The sequence below is a fragment of the Advenella sp. FME57 genome, from assembly GCF_014897675.1.
Taxonomy (GTDB): domain Bacteria; phylum Pseudomonadota; class Gammaproteobacteria; order Burkholderiales; family Burkholderiaceae_B; genus Advenella.
Genome location: NZ_JABUXU010000027.1, coordinates 1 through 11,922, shown reverse-complemented (window position 1 = coordinate 11,922; position 11,922 = coordinate 1). Strand labels below are relative to the sequence as shown.

Below are 11,922 nucleotides of genomic sequence, written 5' to 3'. Positions count from 1 at the left end.
TGAAATGAAAAAAATAGATCAAGAGTTGATTCAACCAGGTTCGTCGGATGCAATTGTTCACGAGAAGCTAGTGCCATTTACTCACGGTATTGCAGCAGCATCAATAGTTGGTGCCTATCTTGATTGGATTAGTCACGTTGCGGCATCCCCTGACAAACAGCGAGATATGTCTGAAGGTGTTTTACGCCAACTGGCTGCTTGGACCAGATATGTACAGGAGCTGACGCCAAACAAGTCGGTCACCCAAAATACAGAGCAAGCAAATGATAAGCGCTTTACGAATGCAGCATGGGATCAAGCGCCGTATAATTGGTCAGCACAAGCGTTCTTATTAGCAGAGCAGTGGTGGTTAGAGGCGATGGGCAACGTGCGAGGTGTTTCTTCGCATCATGAAGATGTTGTCAAATTTGTCACTCGGCAATGGCTCGATATGATCTCTCCGTCGAATTATTTAATGTCTAATCCAGAGGTGCTACGCTATACCTTCTCCACTGGCGGAGTTAATTTGATTCGAGGAGCGCTCAATTGGCAACAGGACGTTTCGAATCTATTATTGCAGCGAAAGCCCAGAGGAACAGAGAATTTCATCCCTGGTAAGACCGTTGCAATAACACCAGGAAAGGTCATATACGCTAATGATTTGATAGAGCTGATCCAGTATGAGCCGGTGACCGCGAAAGTTTACCCAGAACCAATACTAATTGTTCCGTCGTGGATCATGAAATACTACATTCTTGATCTATCTCCCCATAACTCCCTGGTTAAATACTTGGTTGGCCAGGGGCATACTGTTTTTATGATTTCATGGAAGAATCCTCAAAAAGAGGACCGTGATTTATCATTGAACGATTATCTCGATCTGGGGGTCATGTCCGCCCTGGATGAAATCGTGAAAAAAAACCCACAACGGAAAATTCACGGAGTCGGGTACTGTCTTGGTGGCACGCTGCTGGCGCTTGTCGCTGCTGCGCTGCAACGTCAAAAACCTGATACTTTGGCCACGCTAACGTTACTGGCAAGTCAGTTGGACTTCAAGGATCCAGGTCAGCTCGGGTTGTTTATAGACGAAAGCCAAATCTCCTATCTTGAGATTCTCATGTCGAACCAGGGATACCTAGACGGTACACAAATGGCAGGTGCTTTTGCACTTATAAACTCAAAAGATTTGGTTTGGTCAAAGCTGGTTCACGAGTATTTAATGGGCGCACAAACACCGATGACCGATCTACGAGCGTGGAATGCGGATGCTACGCGAATGCCATATCGAATGCATAGTGAGTATCTACGTAAATTTTATTTGAATAACGATCTGGCTGAAGGGCGGTTTGTTGTGGGTGGAAAGCCGATCGCGTTGAAAGACCTTCATCTGCCCGTGTTTTGTGTGAGCACTGAACGTGACCATGTATCGCCTTGGAAGTCTGTTTACAAAATACACTGGTTAACAGATTGTGAAGTTACGTTTGTATTGACCTCTGGCGGCCATAACGTTGGCATCGTGAATCCTCCCCAAGTAAGTGGAAATAAGAAGATTAGCTATCGAGTCTCGTCAAGACTAGTTGGAGGTGAATATGAAGATCCTGATAAGTGGATAGTTAATTCTGAACAGCGAAATGGATCATGGTGGCCACAATGGCAATTATGGCTCGCCAGCCACTCATCGAAAGAAGTACCTATAACGGCTAAACCGAAAGACACGAAAAACCTAGTAGCAGCACCTGGAAGTTATGTGTATATCACTTGATTATTTTGGAGAATATTATGAATGTGGTACGAGATAATGCGCTGGAGTTATATCAGCAGCAAGTAGAGGTAAGTCGCGAAATATCTGAATTGTTCTTCGATGGAACAGGTCGTATTGAGAACATGCTGCATGAACAGACACATCGGATGTGTGAAGAACAATTGAAATTTTTTCAAGCGGCAGCCGCAGTTCGGGACCCGCATGGTCTGATGTCGTTGTATTCGGCCTTTTTTTCCGATGCGCCCAATGAATGTATCAGGATGCAACAACAAATTTTGAACGTTACTACGGAGACGCAAACTAAGATATTCGATATTGTAAACAAGAATATGAACGTAATGGCGACACGTGCTAGCTTCTTGCAAACAGCAGCAGGTAGCGATACCAATTCGGCAAGTGCATTGTATTCAGTCTGGCAAAAGTCTTTTCAGGATGCAATAGACTTGGCAACGCAAGGGGTCAAAGCGATGCCTTCCGTGGTTCCTCATTCAGGAAACATGCTGATGACTGGAAAAGAAGAAGCTTCTGCTAAGAAGCAGGCGACCAGCTCAGTAAAGTAATGTAGCTTGAGAAGGGTATTGACGATGAGTATACGGAATCTGGATTACTTGTTTCGGCCAAAATCCATCGCTGTGATTGGCGCAACGAATCGCGCCCACAGTGTGGGTGCAACAGTCATGTTAAATTTGATAAGCGGGGGGTTTGCGGGGCGCATTATGCCAGTAAATCCAAAATACGATAGTGTTTCTGGCCTGCCGACATTTCATAATCTATCCGCTCTGCCCGTCGTTCCGGACATGGCAATTATCTGTACACCACCTGCTACCATACCAGACTTAATATCTCAACTGGGCAGTATTGGAACCAAGGCAGCCATCGTGTTGACTGCTGGTCTTGGGGATACTATTACCAACGAAAAGATCACCGTGCAGCAGGCCATGCTTGATGCAGCAAGGCCACATTTGCTCAGAATCCTGGGGCCTAATTGTATCGGACTGATTATTCCTAGTCTTCATTTGAATGCAAGTTTTGCAAGCGCCTCTTTGATACCAGGAAAGATAGCTTTTGTCTCACAATCAGGTGCGCTCGCTACTGCCGTACTGGATTGGGCCAGTTCAAACAATATTGGTTTTTCAAAATTTATCTCTCTGGGTAATAGCGCCGACGTCGATTTTGGCGATATTCTGGACTATCTTGGCAGCGACCCAGATACCCGTAGCATCTTACTTTATATTGAGTCTATCAAGTTCGCCAGAAAATTTATGTCGGCGGCACGAGCTGCTGCTCGCAACAAACAGGTCATTGTTGTTAAAGCGGGAAGATCACCCGCCGGCGCAATGGCTGCAGCGTCGCATACTGGAGCGATGGCAGGTTCTGATTTAGTATTCGATGCCGCAATCAAGCGAGCCGGGATGCTACGAGTGGATACGACTCAGGAGCTTTTTGGCGCCATAGAAACATTATCGCGAGCCAAACCAATACATGGAGATAGACTGGTTATTCTGACCAATGGTGGGGGGCCAGGAGTAATGGCGGCCGATGCATTGAGTTTAGCAGGAGAGCATTTGACGGTTATGTCGAATGATACCTTGCGCAAACTGAATGCGGTATTGCCATCTACGTGGTCAAAGGCTAATCCAATAGATATCATTGGAGATGCGCCAGTCGAACGGTATAAAAATGCATTGTCTGTGGTGCTTGGTGATGGTTCTTCCGACGCTGTGTTGTTCATTCATGCGCCCACAGCGATTGTTGGAAGTGAAGCGATAGCACGTGAGTGCATGCCGTTGATTGCCGCTTCAGACCGCAATCTATTCGGATGTTGGCTTGGTGGAAAAGGGGTATCGAAAGCAAAAGAAATGTTTAGTGCTGCGGGTATTCCTACTTACCCCACGCCTGAAGAGGCAGTCAAGGCATTTTTGCAATTGATAACTTATCGTCGTAATCAGGAGCTACTGCTCGAAGTGCCGGAATCACAGCCTGTTGAGTTTTCAGTGAATAGTCAAATAGTGAGAGATATCGTTGGGAAAGCATTGAAAAATCAACGTAGTATGCTTAACGAAGTCGAAGCAAAGGAAGTGTTGGCTGCTTACGGTATTCCAGTGGTGGAGACGTTGGTCGCGACCACATTGGAAAGTCTGTCCGAGCTAGCCCAGCAGACAGGTTTTCCGGCAGTACTGAAAATACTTTCGCCCGATATCACTCATAAATCAGATGTAGGCGGTGTGGCGATTAATCTGAATTCGGTGAAAGAAGTCTTGGCCGCAGCGAAACAAATGACCGCTCGACTGCAGCGGCTCACTCCGCCAGCCCGGTTAACGGGATTTACTGTTCAGGCTATGATAATTAAGCCAATGGCTCATGAACTTATACTGGGTGTTGCAAATGATGGAACATTTGGGCCTGTAATTCTATTTGGCCGTGGAGGAACGTTGACGCAACTCATTAATGATCGTGCAGTAAGTCTGCCGCCACTGAATGAGGCGCTTGCTAAACAGCTGGTAGCCAATACTCGCATATTCAAAATATTGGAAGGTTACCGAGATCATCCAAAGGCGGATTTGCCAGCGCTTTATTCAATTCTGGTTAAGCTATCACAGCTGGTGATTGACATTCCTGAAATTCTGGAGCTCGATATAAATCCGTTACTCTTAGATGAGCATGGAGCAATCGCGCTTGACGCGCGAGTAAGTATTGCATCTTCCTTACTGAAGGGGACAGAGCGTCTTGCTATTCGACCCTATCCAAAAGAGATAGAGGAAGTGCTCACGTTAACATATGGAAAAGAGTCGACTTTCTTATTACGCCCTATCGTTCCTACTGATTTAAAAGCATATCAACTTTTATTACACTCTCTGTCGAGCAAAGATGTTCACAATCGTTTCTTTTGTTCAGTAAGTGAGTTACCTCAATCAGAAATCGCCAGAGTCACCCAGATTGACTACAATCGTGAAATGACGCTGGTGCTCACTAGTTGTGATGATGTTGGCGCTGAGTCGATTTTAGGGGAGATACGGCTTGTTTTTGACCCAGACAATCAGAAAGCTGATATGGGAATTGCTATAAGTACCGAATGGCAATCCAAAGGATTTGGCTCAAAATTATTATCCAAAGCTATTTGTTACTGTCGTGAACGGGGCGCAGCCCGCATTGTCGGCACTGTATTGGCTGAAAATGCTGAAATGTTGAACCTTGCCAGGAAGTTTGGATTTCAGTTATCCAATCGGGAAAATGACGTCATTAGTATCAGCTTGACCTTACAGTAGATTTCCCATATAAAAGCCACAAGCTTATCTGTTTAGAGCGCTGCAGATAAGCTTTAAGTGGATATTGCAATATCAGCTGACTACCAGATTATCTTTGACCCATGTTACACCAGGTACGGACCATGCTGCATGTTGCGCCGCGTCTCTTTCAGGCCAGCTATGCACGCGGCCTTCAAGTGTAACCTTATTGCCATCAACACGAACCTGAATTCCTTTAATTTCGACTTCAGCGTTTCGTTTGAGTGCTTTTTCAATGCTGGATTTTACGTCAGCAGCAAGAAATTTTGGCGTCACTTCAATCAAGTTCGCAACACCTTTTACGCCCGTTAGTTTGCGCACAGAGTTTTCAGCGCCAGTTTTTTGAAAGTTCCAATTGACCTGGCCTGAAAGTGTTACCCAGCCTTTTTCGACTTTCACTTGTATATTTTCCGAGGGGACAATGACGTTCCAGTCAAGTACATCTATTGCTCGTTCGGCAATTTGGTCATCCGCCGTTTTGCTATCCGAGGGAAATCGTACCTCAATTTCTTGTGCTATTCCACGCACACCCTTAACACGTTGCGTAGCGCGTTCGGCAGTAATTTTTTCAGCGTAGCTCGCTACGTGACCGGACAGCGTAACAATGCCATTTTCAACAGCGACTCCGATGTCGGCATCGTCAATGCTGGGCTCAAAGCTGAGCTCATCGATTACATCTTGCCGAAGGTCTTGATCATTCATAGTACTCTCCAAATTCAATAATATTGAGATTAATTGGTAGGTTCGTGTAGCAATGGCTACAACGCTATTTTGGGGGTAATGAAAGACTACGATGTTGATAACTGTCAATTGCATGTATGAGTTTTTGTAAGATGATGAAATCCTACCTTTGAGTTTTAAGGAGTGATGAACATGTATACAAGAATTTTGGCTGCCATTGATGGCAGCGATATAAACAAAGCGGCATTTGATTATGCTTTGCGGGTTGCAAAAGACAACGATGCTATTCTCTTTGCATTGTATATTATCGAATATCCAAATTTTTACGTACCCGATATGAACTATGACCCCGCACCTATCTATGATGGACTGGTAGCCGAAGGCGATGACATAACAAGATCAGCAGATTGGCGGATGAATCAGTTGGGTATATGTGGTCATTCTAGTGTTGTAGACAATTTCTATATAGAAAAGAGTACAGCGGAACAAATTCAGATTTCCGCGGACGAATTCAGTGCTGACTTAGTTGTTCTGGGTACTCATGGGCGTGGTGGCTTCAAGAGGCTCCTGCTCGGCAGTGTTGCAGAAAGCTTTGTCAGAATTTCGACTAGACCTGTATTATTGATTCCAATAAATGCGGCTGTTAGCCCGCCTTTGATGATTTGACAACAGAGGCTCTTTAATAGCTTTACTTATCGTTTGTCGAGATCTCAATTTTTATAAGCCTCTCACAGCGATGAGAGTACGCACTACTCGGCATTTCATCGTGCCAGACGGGCGTCAAGGTAAACGAGGGGTACGAACCGATGAAACTTTCATTTTTTGGCGCTGCAGGTGATGTCACAGGATCTCGGTTCTTGCTTGAAGTGCAAGAGCGACGAATTTTGATAGATTGTGGTTTATTTCAGGGGTTGAAGCAACTTCGTTTACGCAATTGGTCAAAGTTTCCCGTCGCTCCGAGTAGTATTGAGGCCATTTTACTGACCCATGCGCATTTGGACCATTCAGGTTATTTGCCACGCCTTGTTCACGATGGGTATCGTGGCAAAATTTATGCCACTCAAGGCACAATTGACTTGTGCGAAATCTTGCTTGCCGACAGCGCACATATACAGGAGTCTGATGCAGATTTTGCCAATAGGCATAGACTATCTAAACATACCCCCGCTTTGCCGTTATATACGATTAAAGACGTTCAAAATACCATGCGCCAGTTCAGACCGGTCCCATTCGATACTGTACATCAACTTGCTCCTGAAATACATGCCGGCTTTTCCCGTGCCGGGCATATTTTGGGAGCTTCCAGTGTGGAAATATATTGGAAAGGACGACGAATTGTTTTTTCAGGCGACGTGGGTAGGTATAACGACCCGTTAATGTGCACTCCTGCAAACGTGAACTATGCAGACTATTTGATACTGGAATCAACCTACGGAGACCGTCTTCATGATCAGCGCGATCCGAAGGAACGATTGGCTGAGATTATCCAAAAGACAATACAGCGGGGTGGGACGGTCGTCATTCCTTCGTTCGCTGTTGGACGCGCACAATTGCTACTAGTACTACTACATCAGTTGAAGAAGCTTGGTCGCTTGCCGGCAAACCTGCCTATATATGTGGATAGTCCTATGTCAACAGATGTGGTTGATATCTATCGTTCCTATAAGAATGAATTGCGGATAGATGAGGCTCTTTGCACCGAGGCTTTTAGTTGCGCACAGTATGTTCGGGATGTTGAAGAATCGAAAAAACTAGATAGTATGCCAATGCCTAAAATAATTATCTCTGCCAGCGGTATGGCAACCGGCGGACGAGTGATACATCATCTAAAACGATTCTTGCCTGATTCCAGGGCATCAATAGTGTTCGCCGGCTTCCAAGCGGTGGGCACGCGTGGTGCAAAAATCCTGCATGGCGCTCAAAGTATCAAGATACATGGTCAGTATTACCCCGTACGCGCAGAGATAAACAATCTATCAATGTTGTCAGCGCACGCGGACGCGGACGAATTAATGCGATGGCTTAGCAACTTCACGCTACCACCAAAAGAGACTTTTCTGGTTCATGGAGAGCCGGAATCGGCAGACACTTTGCGACTTAGAATTAAAGACGAATTGGGTTGGTCGTGTCGCGCTGCCAGCTATATGGAAACAATTGAACTATTGTGATGCGGGCGTGCCATAGTTGCTTGGAGATTTGGCAAGCGTGCGGCGAACAATGAAGTCTTGAGTTACTACATCAATGCGGCTTTATCGTCGCATCATTTATAAGGTTAGTAGTGCATTGATGGTAGTCAATATATCTGGCGCCGGTTGGCTTAGTATTTAATTATTGTTTTTTATTAATGCAACGCCAAGGAAACCATCATGAATACCACACCTACCATGAATGCGCTAGTTTATCTTGAACCCGAACAAATAGCCTGGGGAGAGGTTTCCAAACCTACCCTATTAAAGCCAACCGATGCGATTGTCAAGATGACCAAGACCACAATCTGTGGCACCGATCTACATATTCTAAAGGGCGATGTGCCAACGGTCACGAGTGGACGGATTCTTGGTCATGAGGGGGTTGGCATAGTGGAAGCAGTTGGCAGCGCTGTTACCGCGTTTAAGAAAGGAGATCATGTCTTGATTTCTTGCATTACGTCTTGTGGAAAATGTGAGTATTGCAAAAAGCAGATGTATGCGCATTGTGAGGACGGGGGCTGGGTACTGGGTAATCTAATTGATGGGACTCAGGCCGAGTATGTGAGGATTCCGCATGCTGACAACAGTTTGTACGCGATCCCACCCGGCGGGGACGAGGAGGCGCTGGTTATGCTTAGCGATATATTTCCGACGAGTCTTGAAATAGGCGTGCTTTATGGAGCAGTGAAGCCGGGAGATGTTGTGGCTATTGTTGGCGCGGGGCCAATTGGCATGGCCGCATTGTTAACGGCACAGTTTTATTCTCCCGCCAAAATCATAATGATTGATATGGATAGATCTCGTCTAGATGTGGCGGTAAGGTTAGGGGCAACACACGTGGTCGATAGCAGCAACGGCGACGTCGCCAAAGCGGTGCTTGCACATACAAAGGATGGGGTAGACGTCGCGATCGAAGCTGTGGGCTTGCCACAGACTTTTGACATATGCCAGCATATTGTTAGGCCAGGAGGGCATATTGCAAATATTGGTGTTCACGGCAAAAGCGTAAATCTGGAGTTGCAGAAACTCTGGATACAGAATATCACCCTGACTACCGGATTGGTCAATACAAATACTACTCCAATGTTACTCAAAACGGTAGAATCAAAAAAATTGATGCCGGCAGATTTAATAACGCATCGCTTTACTTTTGATCAAATCTTGGAGGCTTATGAAGTGTTTGGTAATGCTGCAGAAAAAAATGCACTTAAAGTTATCATCAGCGCCGGCGATGATTAAGGTCACTTTACAGTGCATCTTCGGCTATTTGAAGTTTGTATCAGTGAACTAGCTGTCTACATCGGGTAATCAAGTTGCCCACTCAGATCAGTCCTGATTTCCATGATATGGAAAATCAGGACTTCGGCGAGGTTTTAAGTGGCCTGTCAGCAGTCAAATTCGAAAAGAGTTTGTTTTTATGTGTTAGATGATCAAGCAGAGCGTGTCTTGCCAGCCTTGGGCGACGATTAGTTCTCAGCCTAGTTCATTTCTAATTAATCACTATACTTCTTGTTCATCATGTGAATGGCTTCATTCATATGTGTTATTAGATGCAGACAGTGGAGCGTCGGAGAACGGCCGAATTGCTTTGCAATCTATATTTGCTAATTTCAATGAGAAGCGAGATTGCCGGAGGGCAACTCGAGACGTTTCATAGGTGGTAGACGGAAGGTGTGAAATCGATGAAGTAGTTCTGGCTCTAGTATTTTGACGTTATTTCTGTCTACTTCTATGAGTTGCATCGAAGACAGTGTAGTCAGGCAGCGACTGACGGTTTCTAGGCTCAAGCCTAAGTAGCCGCCCATGTCACGGCGAGTCATCGGTAGATAAAATTCTTTTGAGGAGTATCCCAGAGTTGCAAACCGTCTGGCTAGTTCCTCCAGAAAACGGGCTACTCGTGCTTCACACTTAAGCGGCTTCGATAAGCTTACGGCAGATTGGTCCTCGTTAATTTCCCGACTCATTGCCATATAGACCAATTTTTCCAAGCATTCGTATGAATAATTTGAAGCCAGTAAATTTTTAAATGGGATTACGACCACTTCACAATCAGTTAGTGCTACCGCGTCTGTGCTGTGCTGTTGGTCGTAAATTCCATCAAATCCAAGAAGATTGCCTTTCATTGAAAATGAAAGAATCCGTTCATCACCTTCCGTATCGCGTAGTACTCGTTTTATGAAACCAAATCTTACAATATATAAAGAAAGGAATGGCTGGCCTTGACGGTATAGAAGTTGGCCTTTTTTGATGCGTCGATGATCATATTGTGTTTCTGTTGCGCATACTTCAATATTTTTGAAGTTATCTAATTGCAATAGTGATTTAACGTCCTGCATAGAGGAAAACAGTTCTGCAGATCTATCGTTAATGGGAGCGGTACTTATCCGTCCATTATCCCGGGCCTCTGTAAGCGTGTAGCTGTACATAGCGAATCCTCGGCTCTTTTATGGTGCAGTTAGTAGGAGTCATCCTGTCACTAGCTAATTTGTCAAATCCTTTGAACATTTGTCCAGGAATTGCGAAAAGGAGGCTGGTTAGTTTCCTTTATGCTGTTAGCGGATGTGTAATTTTTGCTACGTGTTCTGAATTAGTATCAATTATAGGAGTTCTTTTACTAAAGTTTTTGATTTATGTCAAATAAAATGGATCTGTTATTTTTATCTAAATGTAACACAATAATGGTTAATTTTTACATAAAAATATCTTTACCGCAGTTCTAAGGCATTTATAGGCTATCTGCGCGTATCACGTGGTCCTGACGTTAGTCATCCATTCCGTACCCATTTATTATGACTCTTAGCTATCCAATTTCCCTATTCGCCTCGTTCTTTATCGTATTGAGCGTACATATAGCACTTGTCTAGGAGTTCCAGTCGCCAGCCCGCTGCATTGGCTTCAATTTTATTGCCGACTGTATAAGTGCGGGGAATATTGATGCCCGTCAATAGTGAGTGGCTGTGAAAAGGATAGGATGATTTCTCGCGGGTAATTGTCATGTGTCGCTCGCGGAATCTTTCTGGATCGATATATGGCCTGAATCACAATATCAATCATACGAGGCTTAATTATGGACAAGAGTTTGATGCAGCTAGCCCAATTTGTTGAGCTTTCTCAGCTATCGCCATGGCGCAGTATTGATGACTTTTATCCGGGAACTATCCTACGTTCCGAGCTTGGTAATAGAGGTATACAGCCAAGAATTACAATTGATATATTAGAGAACGAAAAAAAATACACTATAAAGCTAGCGATAAAGGGTATCAAAAAGAGAGATCTTAAGGTAGTAGTAGAAGGCAACAAGATTACAATTGTTGCTGCAGAAATCCGAGAAAGCGAAGAACAAACAGATGCGACAGCGTTGCGTCGCGAATGTTGCTTTGACCATCAATCGCGAAGCTTTTCACTAGCGCACGAGATAGAAGATTCCAATGCTTTCGCAAAATATGAGGATGGAGTACTGGAATTGATTTTACCTAAAAAACAAGTAAAGATAGAAACAGCCTGCTTATTATCCAGTGACAAGCGGAGTCGAATCATTCACGATTTATTTACTTTTAATCCAACCGAACCATAATGAAACAGCTCTCTAGCGATGATATCCGAAAGTTGCATCTGCTGCTCAGTCAGTTGCGCACTGGAGTTTTCGATGAAATTCAAATTTCAAAAGCAAATTTGGCTAATCTTCACGAGGCTATTGAAAACGAGGGAAGAACGGGTTCTGATACGTCAGAGTTGATTCGGCTAGAGCAGCTACGTACGTCGGAGCTGGCGATTGATAAGGACAGATTTGCCGCAGTTAAGGAAGCTGAGCAGAGGATGAACGATGGGCGGTACGGTATTTGTATAGAGTGCGGCAAGCTAATTGCCACAGCTCGTTTGTTTGCACTGCCGACAGCGACCCGATGCGCTGAGTGCCAGGATAACAAGCATTTTAATTTAGATTAAAAAAAGGCGTGTCATGTTTACCAAGATTGAATCGACCAGATTTTTATAGACAGTTCGTAGCCTCAGAAAAGTATTGCTGTTC

At 44.6% G+C, this 11,922-nt stretch carries 10 protein-coding genes; 8 read left to right on the top strand and 2 right to left on the bottom strand.

The window, feature by feature from the left end; translation table 11 throughout:
- Window positions 1–4: 4 nt before the first annotated feature.
- Genes INT32_RS20810 through INT32_RS20800 form a run of 3 tightly spaced genes read left to right on the top strand, consistent with a single transcriptional unit; the run spans window position 5 to window position 5,007 of the window.
- The gene (locus INT32_RS20810) at window positions 5–1,741 is read left to right on the top strand and encodes an alpha/beta hydrolase (RefSeq protein ID WP_193090610.1); all 1,737 of its coding nucleotides are present in this window, start codon (window positions 5–7) and stop codon (window positions 1,739–1,741) included.
- Window positions 1,742–1,758: 17 nt separating this feature from the next.
- Entirely contained in the window at window positions 1,759–2,301 is a 543-nt protein-coding gene (locus INT32_RS20805; protein ID WP_193090609.1) for a phasin family protein, read from the top strand.
- A gap of 24 nt (window positions 2,302–2,325) precedes the next feature.
- Window positions 2,326–5,007, top strand: a complete 2,682-nt coding sequence (locus tag INT32_RS20800) for a bifunctional acetate--CoA ligase family protein/GNAT family N-acetyltransferase (protein WP_193090608.1) — start codon at window positions 2,326–2,328, stop codon at window positions 5,005–5,007.
- Window positions 5,008–5,079: 72 nt separating this feature from the next.
- On the opposite strand, the gene INT32_RS20795 is transcribed toward INT32_RS20800, so the two are convergent.
- Window positions 5,080–5,727 carry a BON domain-containing protein gene (locus tag INT32_RS20795; RefSeq protein WP_193090607.1) on the bottom strand — a complete coding sequence of 216 codons (648 nt, stop codon included), beginning with the start codon at window positions 5,725–5,727 and terminating at the stop codon, window positions 5,080–5,082.
- 171 nt (window positions 5,728–5,898) lie between these two features.
- Here INT32_RS20795 and INT32_RS20790 point away from each other — a divergent pair, with 171 nt between their 5' ends.
- The 3 genes from INT32_RS20790 to INT32_RS20780 all read left to right on the top strand — a co-directional run bounded on the left by INT32_RS20790 (window position 5,899) and on the right by INT32_RS20780 (window position 9,134).
- Entirely contained in the window at window positions 5,899–6,372 is a 474-nt protein-coding gene (locus INT32_RS20790; protein WP_193090606.1) for a universal stress protein, read from the top strand.
- 140 nt (window positions 6,373–6,512) lie between these two features.
- Complete coding sequence (locus tag INT32_RS20785) at window positions 6,513–7,874, top strand: MBL fold metallo-hydrolase RNA specificity domain-containing protein (protein WP_193090605.1); 1,362 nt, start codon at window positions 6,513–6,515, stop codon at window positions 7,872–7,874.
- Between the two features lie 216 nt (window positions 7,875–8,090).
- A complete protein-coding gene (locus tag INT32_RS20780; protein WP_193090628.1) occupies window positions 8,091–9,134 on the top strand; it encodes a zinc-dependent alcohol dehydrogenase family protein in 1,044 nt (347 codons plus the stop codon).
- 371 nt (window positions 9,135–9,505) lie between these two features.
- Here INT32_RS20780 and INT32_RS20775 read toward each other — a convergent pair whose 3' ends face one another.
- Complete coding sequence (locus tag INT32_RS20775) at window positions 9,506–10,321, bottom strand: cyclic nucleotide-binding domain-containing protein (protein ID WP_193090604.1); 816 nt, start codon at window positions 10,319–10,321, stop codon at window positions 9,506–9,508.
- Window positions 10,322–10,962: 641 nt separating this feature from the next.
- On the opposite strand from INT32_RS20775, the gene INT32_RS20770 reads away from it, so the two are divergent.
- A complete protein-coding gene (locus tag INT32_RS20770; protein WP_193090603.1) occupies window positions 10,963–11,469 on the top strand; it encodes an Hsp20/alpha crystallin family protein in 507 nt (168 codons plus the stop codon).
- Window positions 11,469–11,840 carry a TraR/DksA C4-type zinc finger protein gene (locus tag INT32_RS20765; RefSeq protein WP_193090602.1) on the top strand — a complete coding sequence of 124 codons (372 nt, stop codon included), beginning with the start codon at window positions 11,469–11,471 and terminating at the stop codon, window positions 11,838–11,840. The genes INT32_RS20770 and INT32_RS20765 overlap by 1 nt, the downstream gene beginning before the upstream one ends.
- Window positions 11,841–11,922: the final 82 nt, after the last annotated feature.